The following is a 19,108-nucleotide window of genomic DNA, read 5'->3' as shown; positions in this document are numbered from 1 at the left end:
CATGACGGGTACAACGAGCAACCTGATTGATACGACCTTCCAAAAGCTGAAAGAGGAGGGTCGCACTGCTTTTATCCCATTTCTGACGGTTGGTGATCCGGATCCGGAAACGACGGTGGACTTGATCGCGGGAATCGAGCGGGCCGGCGCGGACATTCTGGAGCTTGGCGTTCCCTATTCCGATCCTTTGGCCGATGGTCCGGTCATTCAGCGGGCTTCGGAACGGGCGCTGCAGCATGGAATCACAATCAACAGCTGTTTGGAAGCCGCAAGAAAAGCGCGTGAACGCGGCGTTCAAATGCCGTTTGTTCTGTTCACTTATTATAATCCGGTCCTGCAAATGGGCCTTGAATCCTTCATGTCAGCCGCCTCGGAGAGCGGCATAAGCGGTCTGATTATTCCGGATCTGCCTTTTGAAGAGAGCGGCGAGGTGCTGGAGCTGGCGGACCGGGCGGGCCTCCATCTGATCCCGCTGGTTGCTCCGACCTCCGAAGGCCGGATTCAGGCCATCCTCGGGAAGGCACGCGGATTTGTTTACTGCGTTTCTTCCTTGGGCGTAACCGGTGTTCGTGCGTCCTTCCATGAAGGGATAGAGGATTTTATCGGATCGGTTAAGCAGGCTACAGATCTGCCGGTAGCTTTGGGCTTCGGCATATCGAGCCATGAGCAGGTTGTACGTTTCTCAGCTTTATGCGACGGCATTGTCATCGGCAGCGCCATTGTCCGCGAGATCGAATCCAAGGCTGAGCTTCTGGGCAGGGAAGAGACAAAAGAGGACGCTCTATTGCAAATTTGCAGTTTTGTGTCACAATTAAAAGGATAGCAACTCACTTATTTGGATATGAAAGGCAGGGAACGTTTACTATGCAACCCAAACCGCAGATCGTGAACCTACCGGTTTACCAGCCCGGCAAACCTATTGAAGAAGTGAAAAAGGAATTAGGCCTTGAAGAGGTTATCAAGCTGGCCTCCAACGAGAACCCTTATGGCAGTTCGCCAAAAGCGCTCGAAGCCATTCAAGCGGAGTTTGCCAATATCAGCGTTTATCCGGATGGAAGCGCAGCCGAGCTGACTCAGGCCTTGGCAGCCCATTTAGGCGTGAACAAGGAACAGATCATTTTCGGATGCGGTTCCGATGAGATAATCTGCCTGATCGCACGGGCTTTCTTCCTGCCGGGCGACGAGAATATTATGGCGGACCAAACGTTCTCCGTCTATAAAAGCAACGCGGACATCGAAGGAGCTGTAAGTATCGAGGTTCCCCTCGTCAATGGGGTTCACGATCTTGAAGCTATGCTGGCGGCCGTAACCGATCGCACGAAAGTGATTTGGGTCTGCAATCCCAACAACCCGACCGGGACGATCATTCCTTCGGACGAGTTGAATGCTTTTCTGGCTCGCGTTCCCGAGCATGTACTTGTTGTACTGGATGAAGCTTATTGCGAATACGTCACTGATGAAACCTACCCGGACGGCATTCCGCTGATCAGCCAATATAAAAATGTAGTCGTGCTTCGCACGTTCTCCAAAATCTATGGTTTAGCTTCCCTGCGGATCGGATACGGCGTCGGAGATGCTTCCGTAATTAAACTGATCAACCAGGTTCGGGAGCCGTTTAACACCTCCCGTTTTGCTCAAGCAGCGGCCTTGGCGGCGCTTAATGATCAGCAGTACATTGCGGACTGCCGCAAGAAGAACAGAGAAGGCATCGAGTACCTGAACCGCGAATTTGACCGCTTAGGTCTGGAGTATTTCCCTGCACACGGGAACTTTATCATGGTTGATGTCCGCACTTCTGCGGTGGAAATGTTCCAATCGCTGCTTAAGCTCGGCGTCATTATCCGCAGCGGTTTCGGCAAGTATCCGAACTATATCCGTGTATCTGTCGGAACCGAGGAAGAGAACCGGAAGTTTATCGCTGCGCTGGAGCAGGTGCTTAAAGTACAGCAAACGACGGTTTAATCCGAATTTATAACATATGAACTATGGCGAAGACGGAGCCCGCTTCATGGGGTTCCGCTTCCGTTTATGCAAGCCTTTTTAGCAATAGATCTTCTAGGAATCGAGTGGTTTGAATATGCAAACTAAAGTCGCAATCATCGGCGTTGGCTTGATTGGCGGTTCTTTGGCGCTTTGTTTTAAGGGAAAGCCGGGGCTGACGGTCGTAGGCTACAGCCACAGCCGGGACGTCATGGAGCGTATAGAGGCGCGGGGTGTCGTGGATCAGGTTACGATGTCGCTGGAGGAAGCGGCGCTTGACGCTGATTTTATCTTTTTATGTGTGCCTGTGGGCATCCTGGGTCATTATCTGCAAAAATTAAGCAGGCTGCCGCTCAAGCCGGGATGTATTCTTACAGACGTCGGCAGCACCAAAGCTTCCATTGCATCGGCAGCAGATGCTTTATCGCTGAATAATGTTCACTTTATTGGGGGCCATCCGATGGCTGGTTCCGAGCGTTCCGGTGTAGAAGCGGCTTCTACCCTGCTGTTTGAAAATGCCTATTATGTGCTCACGCCTTCGCAGCACGCAACAGAAGAGGCTTATCAATCGCTGGAGAAGCTGTTAGCTTATACGAAATCTCATGTAATCCGCGTAGAACCTATGCTGCATGACGACATTGTCGGGGCCATCAGTCATCTGCCGCATATTATAGCTGTTGCGCTCGTTAACCAGGTTAGAACCTATAACGAGTCCAATGAATTGTACCGGCAGCTTGCCGCCGGTGGCTTTCGCGATATTACGAGGATTGCTTCCAGCGCTCCTGATGTATGGCGGGATATTTTGCTCAGCAATAAAGAGGTGCTGTTACGATTGCTGGAGGATTGGCGCTGCAATGTAAATCAGTTTGCCGAAATGCTGGCGCAGGAGAATGGCGAAGCGATCGAGCAGGCGTTTCGTGAGGCGGGAGAATTCAGAAATGAATTGCCTGAACGCCGTAAAGGGGCTATTCAGCCGCTGTATGACATTTATATCGATGTTCCGGACGTGCCGGGCGTCATTGGACAAGTGGCGACGGTGCTGGGGGTTCGTCAGATCAACCTGAGCAATATGCAGATCATCGAAAGCCGTGAAGATGTGCCGGGCACCCTTCGTTTATCTTTCCGGGATGAAGAAGAGATGGAGAAGGCCAGAAATCTGCTAATGAAGCTGGAATATTCGGTCTATGTCTAAAACGATTCCTCTGGAATTTTTTCCAGAGGAATGAAATGTAAGCGTATTTAAATTTAGTGTTGACAAAATGAAAACGTATACATATAATAAAAGTACAGTATGGTTTCTCTCCACTCCTATCCAATAACTGGACGTTCTGAAAATGAACGTCGGCCGCCAATATGGCGGTCTTTTTTTTTGCCCTCCAAACCTTTCTGAAAGAATTTAGTCCCAAAAGCTTCTGAAACCACGAACCAAAGCCATACATATTTAGTATGCGTATGCCGATAAGGATAAAAGAAGTTTATAACATCAGAAAATTAGGTATAAAGAAGCAATAATCAGGGAATAATAATCGTTTTTATTTTTCGGGGATTTATTATGGTATAATACTGGAGTCTTTGGAAAATTGAAGACTTGATCAAAAGTTAAATTTTTTGGCGAAATGCCGCAACTTTTTTCTCCCGAATCGGTATAAACAGGCATAAGCTTCGGGATGAAGACAGGATGGGCGAGGAGGATCGCATGTCAATGACGGATTCCCAGTTGATTAAAGAAATTAAAGACGGCAATACTGAACTATATTCGCAATTAATGCGCCGATATCAGCGGAAAATCCTAACATTCGTTTACCATATGCTCAAAAGCGCCAATCTTGAATTACTTGCTGAAGATATTTGTTCCGAGACGTTTTATAAGGCTTATCGCAGCCTCCATTCTTTTCGGGAGGTGGATGCTTCATTTTCGACCTGGTTATACACGATAGCGAGGAATACGGTCTTAAGCGAGCTGCGAAAGCAGAGGAGCAGCCAGGTTCCGCTTGAAGAAAGCGGATATGTCCCGGTAGCCCCTCAGGAAATTATTCCGGAGCACGCCGTTTTGCGCAGTGAGAAGGTAAGCAAGGTCCGGGATGCGATCAATAATTTGCCGGAGAAACAAAGGTCCGCGTTGATTCTGCGTGAATATGACCAGCTCGATTATCATGAAATATCCGTGATATTGGGGCAAAGCATTAGCGCTGTGAAATCCTTGCTGTTTCGGGCCAGGAGCAGCGTAAAGAATCAGCTCGAGCCTTATCTCTATGAACCGTTGTTCGAGCCATTCGAAGGGATGAAGAGCAGATGAACTGTAGAGAGGCCCAAGAAATGTTCGGTTGGACTGCGGATTTGCCAAAATCCCATCCTGACCGCAGACGTTTAGAAAGCCATCTGCTGGAGTGCATGGAGTGCTCGGCAGATTTTGAAATATGGCAGGAAAGCTTGGGATTAGTACATAGTTTGCCTATTGAAATCAGCGAAGAACGTGCAGAAGAGGTTAACCGGAGGGTCATGGAACGCATTTATGCGGAATCCCCATGGCTGGCCGAAGGCAAACGGACAGCTTCCGAGCGCATATTTCGAAGCAGGCTGAAGATTTGGGCCGCCAGTTTCATGTTTATTTTTCTAGTCAGCATTACCGTGTTTGCTTTCTCCAATTCGCATACCGGCAGTAAAACGCAGACGGTGAATTCCGGTTTGATTCCGACGGCTGTTGCCGGAGCGGAAAGTGTATCCGGCTCAAACGTCAGCTACAATTTGACTCATGTGTCGAGCGGAATCATAGATCCTTTTACGGCAGGCATCGGACCAAACTATCCGCAGTATTGGGTTGTTTTGTCCATGGTGGCCATGGGACTGGCCTTATTGGCCTGGAGAGGTTTTCGCAGGGTACGCACCCATTAGGACAAATGCCGGAAGGGCATTTGTTTTTTTATAGCTGTTGATTTATGAATAAGGAGGATTTCCATGATTGTCGGCTTGATTCGTCACGGACTTACAGACTGGAACGCACTTGGCAAAATTCAGGGCAGAAGCGATATTCCGCTTAATGAGGAAGGAAGACAGCAGGCCCAATTGTTGGCTGAGCGGTTTGCGGCAGAACCTCGGAAATGGGATTTTGTGATTACGAGCGGTTTATCCAGAGCTCAGGAGACGGGGGAAATTATCGCGAAACGGTTATCTATTCCGGTTTATGATCCGGATTCCCGGCTGCTTGAACGTTCTTTCGGCAAAGCTGAAGGGCTTACGGCTGAGGAACGGGAAACCCTTTGGGGAGCAGATTGGGATATTCAGCCGCTTGGCCAGGAAAGCATTGAAGAAGTACAGCAGCGTGCCCTTGCTTTCATAGAGGATCTGGCTGAACGTTTCCCTGAAAATAATGTGCTCGTTGTTTCTCATGGAGGACTGCTTGCCCAGCTCTACCGCGCTTTATATGAGAATCAATACCGGGAGCGAATCGGCAACCTTTCTCTGACCGTTTTGGAGAAGAAAGACGACAACTGGGATCTTGTTTTGTACAACTGCACAAGACATCTGGCATCTCCGGCGGCCAAAACCCGGGAATAATAAGATAACCCGTTCGTTTGCCAGCGGTTAGCGTTACTCCTACATCAATTAAATAATCTTACCGTAAAGCCGTTTGCATACCAGTCTGGATCAGGTTGGAGGCGGCTTTTTTGGCTTTCATTCTGAAGGGGCTGATAGGGAGAGCGCCTATTTTTTTTATCCTGCTCGGAATAAAAGGCGCAGGATTTCCCATAATGGTATTAAAACGGTGAGGCGATGTTCCATGAACCTGGCAGAAATGCTGACTTATGCCGATATCGAAATGCTCTCGAAAATTGCTGCCCATTATGAATGCAATTGTAATGCTCATTCAAAGAAAGAGCTTATCCAGAGCATTCTCAATAAAATGGGCAACCGTTCTTTTATTCAAGAGCATGTTGATCAAATGGGCATTGAAGATTTGCGATTTCTCAACACCTTGTTATTCGACAAAAGAAGCCGTTTAAGTCTCGAAGAACTGCTGGCGAGCGCCGGGCAGGCCAAATTTGCCGAAGGCCAGAAACAGGAAGGTTCAGTACGTGACATGATCGCCCGGTTCAGGCAAAGGGGCTGGCTGTTCAACGGCTCCACTCCCGATACGCGTTATTTGTTTGGCGTTCCCGACGACTTGAAATCAAGGTTCAGAAGTGCCATTGAACAGCAGCTGCAGGAGCAGATCGAAACGGTGCAGGAGCCGGAAGTCTACCGGGAAGAACAGGAGCAGGCGCAGGAGGATCTCTATCTGCTGCTGCATTATGTGCAGAGGCACGAAGTGCCTTTAAATGCGGAGGGCGTCATGCACAAGCGCAGCCAATCGCAGCTGATGGAGAAGTTTCATGTCTCGGAACCGCTGGTCAGCCGTGCAGGCTGGCGATTTGGTTACGGTAGAAGGTTCAAGGATTATCCGGACCGGCTGGCACTGCTTTACGATTATGCCTGTCATCGCGGTTATCTTCGGGAGAAATCCCATGAGCTGGTTCTGACGGATTTAGGCAACCGCATAGTAGAGGAAGAGGCCAAGGAGCCCTTGCTTGATTTGATCCGGTTTTGGTTAAGACTTTATAAAAGCCCTATACCAAATCTACTTTCCCTGATTTACTGGATCAGTCACGGGAGCGAGAACTGGTGCAGCGCAGCCTCGGTGTTCAGCCCGGTTCAAAGATTTATCAAGCCGTATTATTACGACACGGCGGAGTCGATTTTTCAAGAAAGAATCGTTAAAATGATGCTCCATCTCGGCATGATGAAGGTTGGAGAGGATCCCCGTCAAGGACCGGTCATCCGCATGACTCGCGCCGGGCGAACCATCGTCAACAATCTTGTGGCCGGCACGGCCGGTCTCCACGAACTTAAAGCCGCGGACATCCGGAACCTTCGGGTTTGACCGATGACCGGGATAATCGGCTTATGGAAGGTCACCTAATTATAATCTAAATACTTATATCTGTTGGAGGTGCATCCTAATGGATAAAATGAAGGCTACTTACGAAGTAATGCTGGCTTTGGCTGCAGAAATGGCTCTGGATGAAGTCTTGCGGAAAAGTCGGGAGGAAGAGCTGTACGGCGCGATTGACAGCGCTCTGGCAGAAGGCGATGAAGCGGCCTTCCGGCTTCTGACGGATGAACTGAAAACCTTGCAAAGATGAAGGAATGCTTCGGCATTTCTTCTTTTTTGTAATGAAGGCTCTGGATGGGATATGATAGAAAATAGATCATTAGACCTGAGAATGGGAGAGAGGGATAAGAGATTTATGTACATAAGCAGGTTCTGGAGCAGGGGGTTTTTGACTCACCCGGCCATTTTGTGGCTTTTGCTGGTATGCAATTTGCTAGGAACAATTTACGGATACATATGGTATGGAGCACAGCTTGAATACACCGCGCAAAATAACCCGTCATGGCTTTTGATCTTTGTGCCGGACAGTCCGACCGCCAGTCTCTTCTTCACTTTGGCGTTGGTCTTTCTCTTGTTTGAACACCGCTTCGGCGCCAAATGGCTGGGGATCAGGATGCTGATTGAAGCGCTGGCTGTCGTTACCAGCGTGAAATACGGCATTTGGGCCGTTACGATGATTGTGGCGGGGGCTTATCAAGGAGACGCTCTAGTCTGGCAGGATTACATGCTGATGACCTCCCATCTGGCTATGGCCGCGGAGGTACTGCTGTTTCTCCGGTTCTTCCGCTTCGGCACGATGATGGCAGCGATTGCCGGCGTTTGGACCCTGCTTAATGATACGATCGATTATACTTATGGGGTTTTCCCGTGGCTGCCGCGTCCGCTGCAGGATGATCTGGTTACCGTCCAAAATTTCACCTTCCTGCTTACGCTGTTCTGCATAGCTGTCACCTGGGTTGGTGTTAGACGTTCCGGAAGATTATAAATCAGCGGGCGGTAGAGAGCTTCCTGGCGTTCTAAGCAGAGACAACCTGCCATAGATTGTGGTAGGAGGGGATGTCCGGTGAAAGCGAGATTTAGAACGGTTATATGGACAGTTGCACTTTTGGCGGTGCTTGCCGCCGGGTTTACGACTTTTTCGGAAAAAGGGCTGGCAGCCCCGCAGAACGGATCAGCCGTCTCGGAAGCCTCCCAAACCGCGCCTGCGACCCAAGCCCAAAAGCTGGCCGTGCTTGAACAAGCTTCGGAAGCTTTATACCAGGCCATGCAAAGCGGGAAGGCTGAAGAGGCTCAAGTGGAAATGGAGCGTATTACGTCATTGATAGGAATGATTTCGTATCAGGGCTTAACCGGTGTTGACGGCATTCATGAGCTGACCGCCTGCGTGATGGACGCCCGTACGGCCCTGCTTAAGGCAGATCCTTCACCAGAGGCGTGGAGAACGACGTCCGCCCGGCTGCGGCTTGCTGTGGACAGCCTGCTGCATGCTAAAGGCGCGATGTGGCTCCAGTATTATAAAGTGCTTGCGGAAGACTCGGAGAAGCTGAACAAAGCGGCTGTGGAGCAAAACGGACAGGCGGTCCAGCGTTCTTTTGCAGATTTGAAAGATCATTATGAATTGATACGTCCGGCTGCGATGATTCGCAAAGAACCTTCCGATATTGTCGCCATGGACTCCTGGCTGTCTTATGTAGGCAATATGAGCGCTGGCGAGAAGCAGGATCTGCAGGCACTGCAAACAGCCCTCGCCGGAGGGCAGGGGCTGCTTCAGAATTTGTTCGGCAAGCAGAAAGACGAGCCGGTGCTGCTGCCGATTGCTGGCTACAGCAACCCTTGGCACTGGAGTTTCCTGATCGGCTTGTGGATCCTGCTTGCCCTTGGTTATACGGCTTACCGGAAGTATACCGCAGAACAAGAGGAAGTACGGCCGGCTGGTGCCTATGGCCAGAAATCCGGGGACGGCAAACGGACCTGGTGAATTATTCTTCGCGGAACCCTTCGCCCTGCACGTCATGCACATCATTGATAACCATAAAGGCGCGGGGATCTACCGATTTGACGAGCAGGCTTAAACGGCGGATCTCCTGCCTGGACACCACGCAGTACACAACGTTTTTGCCCTGTTTGGAGTACGCGCCTATAGCCGGTATAAGCGTAACGCCCCGGTCCATATCTTTGGTGATCAACTCGGCGATCGCTTCGGCATGATCGGAAATGATCATAAAAGCCCTTGCCGCATAAGCGCCTTCCTGAATAAAGTCGATGACCTTGGAAGCGATAAACACGGCAACCAGTGTATATAAGATTTTTTCGATCGGAATAAAGAACAAAGACAAGCCGATAATCAGCACGTCTGTAATCAAAATGACCTGTCCCATGCTCCAGCCGAATTTACGGTTCAGAATTCGGGCGATAATGTCCGAGCCGCCGGTTGTTCCCCCGTACCGGAAGACAATGCCGAGTCCGGCGCCGAGCGTAACGCCTGCATATAAGGAAGCGAGTATGTAGTCCTGCTGTGTCCGGAAGGGAACGAGCCAGCCTTGGTCAATGAGCAGCTCAAACAGCCACAGGAAAAAGGTTAACGAGCCGATACCGACGCCGGTATAGACGATTTGTTTGCCTCCAAGCATTTTCCAGCCGATCAGAAACAGCGGGATATTAAGCACAAGGGTAGTCAGGGAAGGCGAAATGCCGAATCCGTACTTCAGCAGGACCGTGATGCCTGTCACGCCGCCTTCTGTTAATTTGTTTGGAATAATAAAATACAGGAGTCCGAACGCATAGATAGCGGTGCCGAGCAAAATGGGCATCGTTATTTTCATGAAAGCGGACAATTTGGTGGTGTTCATCGAATCCCTCTCTTTAATGAAGATAGTGAACATGGATAACATTCCTAGTATACCTTTTTTAAGTCCGGATTAAAAAAGCATTTGTTTTCAAATCCCCTTTAAGATAACATAAGGGGGAAAAAGCCGTGCAGAAAAGAGGGGATGACAGATGGCTGACAGGCCGCTTTCGGAGCTGCAGCGGGAAGTGGATCAATACATATCTCAATTTAAGGAAGGGTATTTCAGCCCGCTTGCCATGCTGGCCCGAATGAGCGAAGAAGTCGGAGAACTGGCCCGCGAAGTGAATCACCAGTTCGGAGAGAAACCTAAAAAAGCAACGGAAGAAGAAAATTCGATTGAGCTGGAGCTTGGCGATATTTTGTTCATTACGATTTGTTTCGCCAACTCGCTTGGAATAGATCTTACCGAAGCCCATAATAAAGTGATGAACAAATTTAATACCCGGGACGCAAACCGCTGGACCCGAAAGGACACCGAATAGGCCGATGCATCATATGCTGTACCATAGCCCGATTCATAGGGGGGGACAGCATATGAAAGCGGATGATCTGTTGAGGAAGGCTTACAAATGCATTCTCGATAATGATTTTGAAGGGGCAATCGGCTGGTTTGAGCAGGCTATGATCATTGAGCCGGACAGAGCCGATATTCGTTATCGTTGCTCGATTACTTATGCCCGCAGCGATAAGCTGGACCAGGCGATCCGGAACGTCAAGGAAGCGATCCGTCTGGACCCGGAGGAGCCGTCCTATAATCTTCACTATCAGCGTCTGCAGGCAAAGGAGTTAACGAGATTGGCCGTTAGAAAGCTCCAGTTCAGGCAGGATGATGACTTCGGAGAGGCGGCAGAAGCAGCTAAATTGCTTGAGAAAGCGGCCAAACTGGATCCCTTGTCTGCGGAAGCCCAGGTATGGCTGGCTTTGTCATATGGAGAAACAAAAGATTATCACAAGGCGCTCAAAGCGATTTGGGAAGCCTCGGCTTTAATGCAGGATGATGCCGTATCCGAACATTTAAAAAAGTTGGAGCAGCGTTTCAAAACTTATATCGATCACTCATCAAACTAGCTAAATAGGAGGACAATTATGGCTGATCAAATAAGAGTAGCGGTTGCAGGGGCAGCCGGCAGAATGGGCCGTGAAGTCGTAAAGATGGTTTTGCAGGATGAAGAGCTGCTGCTGGTCAGTGCAGTGAATAGATCCCAGACCGGAGTGGATGCGGGAACGCTGGCAGGTTTGCCGGCTTCCGGCATCCTGGTGGAAAATGATCTGGAGCGGGCACTGAAATCTTCCGGCGCTGATGTGCTGGTTGATTTCACAACACCGCAGACGGTGTATGCCAACACGGCGCTGGCGATTTCTCTCGGCGTCCGTCCGGTGGTCGGAGCGACTGGCTTTACACCGGAGCAGATTGAGGAGCTGGACAAGCAGTGTCAGCTGCAGGGAATTGGCGGTCTGATCGCGCCGAACTTCTCGATTGGAGCCATTCTGATGATGCAGTTTGCCGCCCAGGCGGCCAAATATTTCCCGCATCTGGAAATTATCGAATACCACGGGGATCAGAAGCTTGACGCTCCGTCCGGCACAGCCGTGAAAACAGCCGAATGGATCGCGGGCAACCGCGAGGAAATCCGGCAGGGGAATCCGCGTGAAGAAGAAACGATCGAAGGAGCGAGAGGCGGTTATTACAACGGCTTCCGCATCCACAGCGTTCGTCTGCCGGGTGTGTTTGCCCAGCAGGAGGTCATCTTCGGTGCGCACGGGGAAAGTCTGAAGATCCGCCATGACTCTTACGAACGTTCAGCTTATATGCCGGGCGTTAGCCATGCGGTCAAACGGGTTATGAACTACAAAGGTATGCTTTACGGCTTTGAGCATTTAATGGAGTAGAGGGAGGAATTTCGGATATGCTAAATATTGCGTTTATTGCCCATGATCGTAAAAAAGAGGACATTGTCAACCTTGTGGTTGCCTATGAACACGTCTTTAAGGATAAGAAGCTTTATTCTACAGGAACTACGGGTCAACGGATTATGGAAGCGACCGAGCTCAAAATTCACCGTTTTCTGTCCGGACCGCTCGGCGGCGACCAGCAGATCGGCGCTTTGATTGCCCAGAATGAAATGGATCTTGTTATTTTCATGCGTGATCCTCTGATGGCGCAGCCTCATGAACCAGATATTACCGCATTGCTCCGTCTTTGCGATGTACACGGCATTCCGGTTGCTACGAACATGGCTACGGCTGAAATTTTGATTAAAGCGCTAGATCGCGGGGATTTTGGCTGGCGCGAGCTTGTCGAGCTTCACAAGCCGAAGGCGGAATAATGGATAAGCTGGATATACTGATCTTCGGAGCTCATGCGGATGATGCCGAAATCGGCATGGCCGGCACGATTGCCAAACATACGGCAGCAGGTCTTAAGGTAGGCATTTGTGACTTGACCTTTGCCGAATTGTCTTCGAATGGCAATGTGGACCGCCGCCGCCGGGAGGCTGAGGAAGCAGCGGAGGTGCTGGGCCTTGCCGTGCGCAGCAATCTGGGTCTGCCGGACAGGGGACTTTTTCTTACGCCGGAGCATATAGCCGCTGTTACCGAAGAGATTCGCAAATATTCACCCCGCATCGTGTTCGCCCCCTATTGGGAAGACCGGCATCCGGACCATGTTGCCTGCAGCAGGCTGGTTGAGGAAGCGGTGTTTAACGCCAAACTGCGCAAATACATGCCGGACAAGCAGGACAAGCCTCCGGTTACGGTTGAGGACCTTTTCTTCTATTTTATTAACGATTGGCGCAATCCGGATCTTGTTGTGGAGGTTACGGAACAATATGAAACCAAACTTGCTGCGCTGCGCTGCTATCGCTCTCAGTTCGAGCAGGAACAGGGTGAGGATACGGTCGCTACTCCGCTGAATCAAGGTTATGTCGAACGCGTCCAATCGAGGGACGCTTTGCTCGGACAGAAGAAGCTGATTCCTTTTGCCGAAGGATTTGCGGTGAAAGCTCCTTACCGGATCAACCGGTTTATCTAAGGATGAATAGCCACCATTTTAAATAACGCATTTTAACGTAAGGAAGGGGGTTCCGTCGTGAGCCAACCACTGAAAATCGGCATCACTTGTTATCCATCGCTTGGAGGATCGGGTGTTGTCGCTACTGAACTCGGCAAGCTGTTAGCCGAAAAGGGCCATGAAGTCCATTTTATTTCGCACAGTGTCCCGTTTAGATTAGGGGCTTTTCATAAAAATATTTATTACCACGAAGTTGAAGTTAACGACTATTATGTGTTCCGCTACCCTCCCTATGATTTGTCGCTGGCCACCAAAATGGCTCAAGTGGTCAAACAGGAGAAGCTGGACGTGCTTCACGTCCATTATGCGGTTCCCCATGCCGTTTGTGCCTTCCTGGCTAAACAGATGGTGGGTGACAATCTGAAGGTGGTCACAACGCTGCATGGTACGGACATTACGGTTCTGGCACAGGACGAGTCCTTGAAGGACCTGATCCGTCTGGCAATCAATGAAAGCGACGCCGTTACTTCGGTATCCCAGGACTTGACCCGGGAAACGCAGGAGCTGCTTGATATTACCCGCGGGATAGATTTGACTTACAACTTTGTGGATGAACGGTTCTATTATCCGCGTGATGTCTCCGAGCTGCGCAAGGAGTTTGCTTCTCCGGATGAGAAGATCATGATGCATGTCTCCAACTTCCGTCCGGTTAAACGGGTGAAGGATGTAGTGGACGTGTTTGCGCGCGTCAGCAAAGAGATTCCCGCAAGACTGCTGTTCGTTGGGGAAGGACCGGATTTGCCGAAGATTCAATGTCAGATTCGAGAAATGGGTCTTGAGGAGAAAGTCCGGTTCCTCGGCAAGCAGGATGAAATTGCCCAGATCATTTCGATGGCGGATGTACTTATGCTCCCTTCGGAAAAAGAGAGCTTCGGGCTTGTCGCCCTCGAAGCGATGGCCTGCGGCATTCCAACCATCGGCTCTATGGCCGGCGGTATTCCCGAGCTGGTCAAGCATGGCGAGACCGGTTATCTGGCTCCAATCGGAGATACGGCTGCCATGGCAGACTTTGCGCTTCAATTGCTGCATGATGATGCTTTGGCCGCCAAGATGAGGGAGGCCTGCATCAGCCGGGCGAAGACACAGTTTAACAGCGATAAAATCACTAAACAATATGAGCAAATATATTATCGTGTGCTGCAGGCGGAACAGCCCAAGCTGACGGCCTGCGGTCTTCCTAAGGCTTAAGGCGGCATTGGCGGCACACGGAAGGTTTTGCCGAAATGAGGGATGAAGCTTGGGGATGTTGTGGTTACAAGCTGAGCCCGGCATGGCGGCCGCCGGGGATGAGGTTCTGGTCCGCCTTGAAGCGGCTGGTCATCAGGCCTTTTATGTCGGGGGCTGCGTCCGTGATGAATTGATGGGGCGACCCGTACATGATATGGATATAGCTACTTCCGCACAGCCCGAGCAGGTCATGGAGCTGTTCGAAAGAACGGTACCGACCGGTCTGGCTCACGGAACGGTGACGGTGCTGCTGGGGGAGTGGTCTTTTGAAGTCACGACTTTTCGGAGAGAGACGGGGTATACGGATCACCGCAGACCAGAGGAAGTCGAGTTTGTAGATGCGGTTGATGAGGATCTGAAGAGACGCGACTTCACGATGAATGCGATTGCCCGGAGTCTGGACGGGCAGCTGTTTGACCCGTATGGAGGGCGCGGAGACATCGGGCGCGGCTGGATTCGCTGCGTCGGGAAGCCGGAAGAGCGGTTTGAAGAGGACGCGCTGCGCATGCTGCGCGCGGTCCGCTTCGCTTCGGTCTTCGGCTTCAAGCCGCTCCCAAGCCTCTGGCGCGGGCTTTTGCAGTGCCGTGATGGCATGGCTTACATCGCGGTGGAACGGATCCGCTCGGAGCTTGAGCGGATCGTACTCGGGCCGCGGCCGATGCGCGGTCTGGAGCTGCTGCGGCGCAGCGGGCTGCTGCTTCCATCCAAGGCGCCGCTGCCGGCTGCGGCCAAGCTCAGCCAGCCTGAGCCGGACGTGCTCGCGGTGCTGGCCATGCTGAGCGCATTGCCCGCAGACGAGCCGTCGCAGCGCTGGTCCTTGCTGCTGCAGGCTTTGCGGGTTTCGGCGGAAGAAGCCGAACCGCTGCTGCGGGGCTGGACCTTCCCGGGGGTGTTAACCCGGCAGATTTCGGCGCTGCTGCATATTGAAGAAGCCGTGGCCGAGCTGCTGGCAGCCGGAGCGAATGCAGGTGAAATCAGCTTCGCAGCTGATGTGGAGCTGGAGAGCGCGAATAGAGCAGTAGGGACAGAGAAGTTGTCTGGCAGCCAAGAGAAAGACGGCTGTCAGGTGCCGAATGACAGACTGCTTGAACATTGGCGCCGGTATTGGGTTTATTTGCAGCTTACCTTCGGCAAGGAGGCTGCTGCTTTATGGCTGCAGCGGGAAGCGGGCCTGCAATCGGCAAATCCTTCCCGAGAAGATGCGAAGGGAACGGACCGAAATGTTTTTCTGGCTCATGCCTTGAAGTGGCATTCCTCTATACCCGTACATAAAGTTGCCGATCTGGCTCTGACGGCCGGTGATGTGATGAGCAGCAGCGGCCGGCGGGGCGGGCCGTGGCTTGGCGAATTGATGAAAGACCTGCTGGAACGGGTGGCTGCCGGAGATCTCAATAATGACAAGGCAGTTTTGCTTGATGCAGTGAAGGAGCGTTTGAACGATGGGACATAATCCAACAGAATCGGAGCAGCCTGAACAGCTGCTTCTGCGTATGTTCAGAGAACGGGCGGGGGAATATATATCCGGCGAGGAAATCAGCCGCCAGCTCGGTATCAGCAGGACAGCTGTCTGGAAGCAGATCAATAAACTCCGTGAGACGGGGTATGAATTTGAAGCCGTCTCCCGCAAGGGATACCGCTTGACCGGCGAACCTTCCCGGCTGACAGCCGCTGACCTCATGCTGGCTGCCCGAACTTCCGTTATGGGGCGGAACCTGAAGCTGCTGGCCGTGACCGGATCAACCCAGGATGAAGCCAGAGCGCTTGCGGAACAGGGCGCACCCGAAGGGACGCTCGTTATTGCCGAGGAACAAACCAAAGGGAAAGGACGGATGGGGCGCAGCTGGTATTCCCCGCCAGGGAACGGACTTTGGATGAGCTTGCTGCTGAGGCCCGATCTGCCGCTTGGATCAGCGCCGCAGCTCACCCTTCTTACGGCAGTCGCCGTATGCCGTGCTATCCGCAGCGTTGCTGCGGTAGATGCAGGAATCAAATGGCCGAATGATATTCTGATAGGCGGACGGAAGACCTGCGGCATTCTGCTCGAATCCACGGGTGAAGACGAACGAATCCGCTACTGCATAGCCGGAATAGGGATCGACGTGAATATGGCGGCGGAAGAGCTTCCGGAGAACCTTCGTTCCATTATGACGTCACTCCGCATTGAATCGGGACAAGAGGTGGACCGTTCGAAACTTGCCGGGGCGATCATGAATGAAATGGAACAGCTGTACGGAATATATATGGCCGAAGGATTCGGGCCTGTCGCAGCTTTATGGGAAGCTTTGTCCGTCAGCTTAAATAAAGCGGTAACGGCACATACGCCTGGTGGTGTGTTGAAAGGCACGGCTGTTTCATTGGATTCTTCCGGAGCGCTGATCGTCAGACTCTCGGATGGACAAATGACAAAAATTATTTCCGGAGATGTAACCGTAGATCCAAGAAATTGATGGATGAAAAAGTTGACGTCATTTGTTATACTGTCCCTAAGAGGCGGTATCGGCTTGGCCGAACAGCACTCTTGGGGCAGTATTTTTATTTCCGCTGACTTGCAGTGGAATGCATGAATGAATAATAACCGTCATATTTGGTATTGCCGGTTACGCCTGGATTCTGCTCTGAGCCGAAAGGACCGAGACAGAAGGGACGATCGCCAAGTGACTCTTCTTTGGACTTTCGGGCCTTTTTAGTGAAAACTAAAGGCTTTTTTTTCGTGTTTGAAAACAACAAGACGGTTACTCGGCGGGTACGTCAACTAGGAGAGGGGATAGAAAGTATGGCAGCCAAACAGGCACTGAATATTTTAAAATTAAAAAAGATGAAGCAAGGCGGCGAGCCGATCGCCATGGTTACGGCTTATGATTATCCTTCGGCCAGACTGGCTGAAGAAGCCGGTGTAGATATGCTGCTGGTAGGTGATTCCCTCGGCAATGTGGTGCTTGGTTATGATTCCACCATTCCGGTTACGCTGGATGATATGGTGTATCACTCACGCACGGTGGCTAGAGGCGCAGAGCGGACGTTTATCGTTGCGGATATGCCTTTTATGACTTACCACGGCAGTCTGGATGAAACCCTGCGCGGGGTCAGAAGACTGATGCAGGAAGGCCATGTTCATGCTGTGAAAATGGAAGGCGGCGCAGAAATCGCGGATACGGTTGCCGCTGTAGTCCGGGCAGGCGTACCTGTGCTTGGACATATCGGGCTGACGCCACAGTCGGTGAATCAGCTTGGCGGTTACCGGATTCAAGGGAAAGACGCCAAGGATGCCCGGCGTTTGCTAGAAGATGCTAAAGCGCTGCAGGAAGCGGGAGCTTTCGGCATCGTGCTGGAGCTGGTAACCGAAGAGGTGGCAGCCGAAATTACGAAATTGCTTGATATTCCAACGATTGGAATCGGGGCCGGCCGGGGCTGCAGCGGTCAGGTGCTTGTATTCCACGACTTGGTTAAATATACGGATAACTACCGCGAGAAGCGGTTTGTCAAAACCTTTGCCGATGTCGGTACACAGATTAAAGACGGCATCACCGGTTACGTGAAAGAAGTGAAGGGCGGGTTGTTCCCGGCTGAGCAGCACGTATTTGGAGCGGAAGAAGGAGCTGTAGACGGCTTGTACGGAAGCAGGGATAAGAGCGAGAAAGCTGACCCTGCCGGCGAGCCTCAGACAGCGGATAAAACGGGCAGAAAGGCTGGCGTAACCAAATGATCATTATTAAAGAACCTAAAGAACTTCAACAGGAGATTAAAAGCCGGCGCTTTGAAGCCGCCAAGCAGGGGCAGCAGCTGACAGTCGGACTTGTGCCGACTATGGGGTATTTGCATGAAGGCCATGCCAGTCTGATCCGAAAAGCCCGTGTTAATGACGTGGTTGTGCTCAGCATTTTTGTCAATCCCATCCAGTTTGGGCCCAATGAAGATCTGGATCGTTATCCGCGTGATGCGGCCCGGGATTTGGCGCTTGCCGAGAAGGAACAGGTGGACATTGTGTTTATGCCGGAAGTGCAGCATATGTATCCGAAGCCAACCAAAACCAAAATTCAGGTTGAAGGGCTGACCTCCAGCCTGTGCGGCGCTTCCCGTCCGGGACATTTCGACGGTGTCACTACTGTCGTGGCTAAGCTTTTTCATATGACGAGTCCGGATTTCGCTTACTTTGGCATGAAGGATGCCCAGCAGGTTGCCGTGCTCAGCCAGATGGTTACCGATCTGAATATGGACGTGCAGCTTGTGCCTTGTCCGATAGTGCGGGAGAGCGACGGGCTGGCTTTAAGCTCCCGCAACGTTTATTTGAGCGAAGAGCAGCGCAGCCAGGCGCTTGTACTTTCGGCTTCCCTTAAGGAAGCTTACGGGCTTGTGCAGGAGAAGAAATTGACCATCGCCGGGGAACTGAAGAAGCTGCTCGTCGAGAGAATCGAAACCAAGCCGCTTGCTGAAATCGATTATGTGGAGGTTCTAACTTTTCCAGAGCTGGAACCTTTGGATGAACAAACCCGTTTGGATGAATACCCGGGGGACATCATCGCTGCGCTCGCTGTTAAATTCGGCAGCACTCGCTTGATTGACAATATGTTATTACAGAAAAAGGACGTGGCTCTTCATGTATAGAACGATGATGAAATCCAAAATTCACCGCGCAACCGTTACGGAAGCCAATTTGAATTATGTGGGCAGCATTACTATTGACGAAGATCTGATGGAAGCGGCAGATCTGCTCGAGAATGAGAAGGTTCAGATCGTCAACAACAACAACGGGGCTCGCCTTGAGACTTACGTTATTACAGGTCCGCGCGGCAGCGGGGTTATTTGCCTGAATGGTGCGGCGGCCCGTCTGGTTCAGCCTGGCGACAATGTCATTATTATTTCTTATGCCCAGTTGTCCTCGGAAGAACTCAAGAATCACAAGCCGACGGTAGTCTTTGTAGACGAAAATAACCGTCCGGCAGAATCCGCTGACCACGAGCTTCATGCAACGATCCGATAACACGTAAAGCCTGGCACGACCGAAGAAGGTACGGCGTAAAGAGAAACCTGGTCTGGTTATGTAATAACTGGGCCA

23 protein-coding genes are annotated in these 19,108 nt (G+C 51.4%); 21 read left to right on the top strand and 2 right to left on the bottom strand.

The features are described 5' to 3' along the window. The first annotated feature begins 1 nt into the window (after window position 1). The 6 genes from trpA to CBE73_RS05200 all read left to right on the top strand — a co-directional run bounded on the left by trpA (window position 2) and on the right by CBE73_RS05200 (window position 5,535). Entirely contained in the window at window positions 2-823 is an 822-nt protein-coding gene (gene trpA / locus CBE73_RS05225) for a tryptophan synthase subunit alpha (protein ID WP_094096148.1), read from the top strand. A 41-nt stretch (window positions 824-864) separates the two neighbouring features. Beyond that, a complete protein-coding gene (hisC, locus tag CBE73_RS05220; protein WP_094093315.1) occupies window positions 865-1,962 on the top strand; it encodes a histidinol-phosphate transaminase in 1,098 nt (365 codons plus the stop codon). A 115-nt stretch (window positions 1,963-2,077) separates the two neighbouring features. After that, entirely contained in the window at window positions 2,078-3,172 is a 1,095-nt protein-coding gene (locus CBE73_RS05215; protein WP_094096147.1) for a prephenate dehydrogenase, read from the top strand. A 510-nt stretch (window positions 3,173-3,682) separates the two neighbouring features. After that, on the top strand, window positions 3,683-4,276 hold the full coding sequence (locus CBE73_RS05210; protein ID WP_094093314.1) for an RNA polymerase sigma factor: 594 nt from the start codon (window positions 3,683-3,685) through the stop codon (window positions 4,274-4,276). A 20-nt stretch (window positions 4,277-4,296) separates the two neighbouring features. Further along, window positions 4,297-4,872: an anti-sigma factor family protein gene (locus CBE73_RS05205; RefSeq protein ID WP_229752488.1), complete on the top strand. Its 576-nt coding sequence runs from the start codon at window positions 4,297-4,299 to the stop codon at window positions 4,870-4,872. Window positions 4,873-4,935: 63 nt separating this feature from the next. Next, complete coding sequence (locus tag CBE73_RS05200; RefSeq protein ID WP_094093312.1) at window positions 4,936-5,535, top strand: histidine phosphatase family protein; 600 nt, start codon at window positions 4,936-4,938, stop codon at window positions 5,533-5,535. A gap of 58 nt (window positions 5,536-5,593) precedes the next feature. Here the strand turns inward: CBE73_RS05200 and CBE73_RS22100 are convergent, their stop codons facing one another. After that, complete coding sequence (locus tag CBE73_RS22100; protein ID WP_174704668.1) at window positions 5,594-5,845, bottom strand: hypothetical protein; 252 nt, start codon at window positions 5,843-5,845, stop codon at window positions 5,594-5,596. Between the two features lie 36 nt (window positions 5,846-5,881). Between CBE73_RS22100 and CBE73_RS05195 the strand changes: the two genes are divergently transcribed. The 4 genes from CBE73_RS05195 to CBE73_RS05180 all read left to right on the top strand — a co-directional run bounded on the left by CBE73_RS05195 (window position 5,882) and on the right by CBE73_RS05180 (window position 8,888). Continuing rightward, window positions 5,882-6,898: a hypothetical protein gene (locus CBE73_RS05195; RefSeq protein ID WP_174704667.1), complete on the top strand. Its 1,017-nt coding sequence runs from the start codon at window positions 5,882-5,884 to the stop codon at window positions 6,896-6,898. Window positions 6,899-6,977: 79 nt separating this feature from the next. Continuing rightward, window positions 6,978-7,160 carry an IDEAL domain-containing protein gene (locus CBE73_RS05190; RefSeq protein WP_094093311.1) on the top strand — a complete coding sequence of 61 codons (183 nt, stop codon included), beginning with the start codon at window positions 6,978-6,980 and terminating at the stop codon, window positions 7,158-7,160. Window positions 7,161-7,265: 105 nt separating this feature from the next. Continuing rightward, the gene (locus tag CBE73_RS05185) at window positions 7,266-7,895 is read left to right on the top strand and encodes a DUF1405 domain-containing protein (protein WP_094093310.1); all 630 of its coding nucleotides are present in this window, start codon (window positions 7,266-7,268) and stop codon (window positions 7,893-7,895) included. A gap of 78 nt (window positions 7,896-7,973) precedes the next feature. Then, window positions 7,974-8,888, top strand: a complete 915-nt coding sequence (locus tag CBE73_RS05180) for a sporulation protein YpjB (protein ID WP_094093309.1) — start codon at window positions 7,974-7,976, stop codon at window positions 8,886-8,888. Window position 8,889: 1 nt separating this feature from the next. On the opposite strand, the gene CBE73_RS05175 is transcribed toward CBE73_RS05180, so the two are convergent. Continuing rightward, a complete protein-coding gene (locus CBE73_RS05175; protein WP_094096146.1) occupies window positions 8,890-9,759 on the bottom strand; it encodes a YitT family protein in 870 nt (289 codons plus the stop codon). A gap of 148 nt (window positions 9,760-9,907) precedes the next feature. Here CBE73_RS05175 and CBE73_RS05170 point away from each other — a divergent pair, with 148 nt between their 5' ends. The 11 genes from CBE73_RS05170 (at window position 9,908) to panD (ending at window position 19,033) form a co-directional block, all read left to right on the top strand. Beyond that, window positions 9,908-10,240 carry a nucleotide pyrophosphohydrolase gene (locus tag CBE73_RS05170; RefSeq protein WP_094093308.1) on the top strand — a complete coding sequence of 111 codons (333 nt, stop codon included), beginning with the start codon at window positions 9,908-9,910 and terminating at the stop codon, window positions 10,238-10,240. Window positions 10,241-10,292: 52 nt separating this feature from the next. Further along, the gene (locus CBE73_RS05165) at window positions 10,293-10,826 is read left to right on the top strand and encodes a tetratricopeptide repeat protein (RefSeq protein ID WP_094093307.1); all 534 of its coding nucleotides are present in this window, start codon (window positions 10,293-10,295) and stop codon (window positions 10,824-10,826) included. 18 nt (window positions 10,827-10,844) lie between these two features. Next, the gene (gene dapB / locus CBE73_RS05160; RefSeq protein WP_094093306.1) at window positions 10,845-11,648 is read left to right on the top strand and encodes a 4-hydroxy-tetrahydrodipicolinate reductase; all 804 of its coding nucleotides are present in this window, start codon (window positions 10,845-10,847) and stop codon (window positions 11,646-11,648) included. A 17-nt stretch (window positions 11,649-11,665) separates the two neighbouring features. Continuing rightward, entirely contained in the window at window positions 11,666-12,085 is a 420-nt protein-coding gene (gene mgsA, locus CBE73_RS05155) for a methylglyoxal synthase (protein ID WP_094093305.1), read from the top strand. Then, entirely contained in the window at window positions 12,085-12,789 is a 705-nt protein-coding gene (gene bshB1, locus CBE73_RS05150; protein WP_094093304.1) for a bacillithiol biosynthesis deacetylase BshB1, read from the top strand. Before mgsA ends, bshB1 begins: the two co-directional genes overlap by 1 nt. A 57-nt stretch (window positions 12,790-12,846) precedes the next feature. Beyond that, window positions 12,847-14,016 carry an N-acetyl-alpha-D-glucosaminyl L-malate synthase BshA gene (gene bshA, locus CBE73_RS05145; RefSeq protein ID WP_094093303.1) on the top strand — a complete coding sequence of 390 codons (1,170 nt, stop codon included), beginning with the start codon at window positions 12,847-12,849 and terminating at the stop codon, window positions 14,014-14,016. Between the two features lie 55 nt (window positions 14,017-14,071). Continuing rightward, on the top strand, window positions 14,072-15,505 hold the full coding sequence (locus CBE73_RS05140) for a CCA tRNA nucleotidyltransferase (protein WP_094093302.1): 1,434 nt from the start codon (window positions 14,072-14,074) through the stop codon (window positions 15,503-15,505). Continuing rightward, a complete protein-coding gene (locus CBE73_RS05135) occupies window positions 15,495-16,502 on the top strand; it encodes a biotin--[acetyl-CoA-carboxylase] ligase (protein ID WP_094093301.1) in 1,008 nt (335 codons plus the stop codon). Before CBE73_RS05140 ends, CBE73_RS05135 begins: the two co-directional genes overlap by 11 nt. A gap of 326 nt (window positions 16,503-16,828) precedes the next feature. Continuing rightward, window positions 16,829-17,758 carry a 3-methyl-2-oxobutanoate hydroxymethyltransferase gene (panB, locus tag CBE73_RS05130; RefSeq protein WP_094093300.1) on the top strand — a complete coding sequence of 310 codons (930 nt, stop codon included), beginning with the start codon at window positions 16,829-16,831 and terminating at the stop codon, window positions 17,756-17,758. Next, a complete protein-coding gene (gene panC / locus CBE73_RS05125) occupies window positions 17,755-18,657 on the top strand; it encodes a pantoate--beta-alanine ligase (RefSeq protein WP_094093299.1) in 903 nt (300 codons plus the stop codon). Before panB ends, panC begins: the two co-directional genes overlap by 4 nt. Continuing rightward, window positions 18,650-19,033, top strand: a complete 384-nt coding sequence (panD, locus tag CBE73_RS05120; RefSeq protein WP_094093298.1) for an aspartate 1-decarboxylase — start codon at window positions 18,650-18,652, stop codon at window positions 19,031-19,033. Before panC ends, panD begins: the two co-directional genes overlap by 8 nt. Window positions 19,034-19,108: the final 75 nt, after the last annotated feature.

It is taken from the genome of Paenibacillus physcomitrellae (genome assembly GCF_002240225.1).
GTDB classification, from domain to species: Bacteria; Bacillota; Bacilli; order Paenibacillales; family Paenibacillaceae; genus Fontibacillus; species Fontibacillus physcomitrellae.
This window is presented reverse-complemented; position numbering and strand designations above follow the sequence as displayed.

What these genes read in the sequence shown, in the direction of transcription:
- trpA (WP_094096148.1), top strand. Translation starts at nt 2, where the DNA reads ATGACGGGTACAACGAGCAACCTGATTGATACGACCTTCCAAAAGCTG.
- hisC (WP_094093315.1), top strand. Translation starts at nt 865, where the DNA reads ATGCAACCCAAACCGCAGATCGTGAACCTACCGGTTTACCAGCCCGGC.
- CBE73_RS05215 (WP_094096147.1), top strand. Translation starts at nt 2,078, where the DNA reads ATGCAAACTAAAGTCGCAATCATCGGCGTTGGCTTGATTGGCGGTTCT.
- CBE73_RS05210 (WP_094093314.1), top strand. Translation starts at nt 3,683, where the DNA reads ATGACGGATTCCCAGTTGATTAAAGAAATTAAAGACGGCAATACTGAA.
- CBE73_RS05205 (WP_229752488.1), top strand. Translation starts at nt 4,297, where the DNA reads ATGTTCGGTTGGACTGCGGATTTGCCAAAATCCCATCCTGACCGCAGA.
- CBE73_RS05200 (WP_094093312.1), top strand. Translation starts at nt 4,936, where the DNA reads ATGATTGTCGGCTTGATTCGTCACGGACTTACAGACTGGAACGCACTT.
- CBE73_RS22100 (WP_174704668.1), bottom strand. Translation starts at nt 5,845, where the DNA reads ATGAGCATTACAATTGCATTCATAATGGGCAGCAATTTTCGAGAGCAT.
- CBE73_RS05195 (WP_174704667.1), top strand. Translation starts at nt 5,882, where the DNA reads ATGGGCAACCGTTCTTTTATTCAAGAGCATGTTGATCAAATGGGCATT.
- CBE73_RS05190 (WP_094093311.1), top strand. Translation starts at nt 6,978, where the DNA reads ATGGATAAAATGAAGGCTACTTACGAAGTAATGCTGGCTTTGGCTGCA.
- CBE73_RS05185 (WP_094093310.1), top strand. Translation starts at nt 7,266, where the DNA reads ATGTACATAAGCAGGTTCTGGAGCAGGGGGTTTTTGACTCACCCGGCC.
- CBE73_RS05175 (WP_094096146.1), bottom strand. Translation starts at nt 9,759, where the DNA reads ATGAACACCACCAAATTGTCCGCTTTCATGAAAATAACGATGCCCATT.
- CBE73_RS05170 (WP_094093308.1), top strand. Translation starts at nt 9,908, where the DNA reads ATGGCTGACAGGCCGCTTTCGGAGCTGCAGCGGGAAGTGGATCAATAC.
- CBE73_RS05165 (WP_094093307.1), top strand. Translation starts at nt 10,293, where the DNA reads ATGAAAGCGGATGATCTGTTGAGGAAGGCTTACAAATGCATTCTCGAT.
- dapB (WP_094093306.1), top strand. Translation starts at nt 10,845, where the DNA reads ATGGCTGATCAAATAAGAGTAGCGGTTGCAGGGGCAGCCGGCAGAATG.
- mgsA (WP_094093305.1), top strand. Translation starts at nt 11,666, where the DNA reads ATGCTAAATATTGCGTTTATTGCCCATGATCGTAAAAAAGAGGACATT.
- bshB1 (WP_094093304.1), top strand. Translation starts at nt 12,085, where the DNA reads ATGGATAAGCTGGATATACTGATCTTCGGAGCTCATGCGGATGATGCC.
- CBE73_RS05140 (WP_094093302.1), top strand. Translation starts at nt 14,072, where the DNA reads ATGTTGTGGTTACAAGCTGAGCCCGGCATGGCGGCCGCCGGGGATGAG.
- CBE73_RS05135 (WP_094093301.1), top strand. Translation starts at nt 15,495, where the DNA reads ATGGGACATAATCCAACAGAATCGGAGCAGCCTGAACAGCTGCTTCTG.
- panB (WP_094093300.1), top strand. Translation starts at nt 16,829, where the DNA reads ATGGCAGCCAAACAGGCACTGAATATTTTAAAATTAAAAAAGATGAAG.
- panC (WP_094093299.1), top strand. Translation starts at nt 17,755, where the DNA reads ATGATCATTATTAAAGAACCTAAAGAACTTCAACAGGAGATTAAAAGC.
- panD (WP_094093298.1), top strand. Translation starts at nt 18,650, where the DNA reads ATGTATAGAACGATGATGAAATCCAAAATTCACCGCGCAACCGTTACG.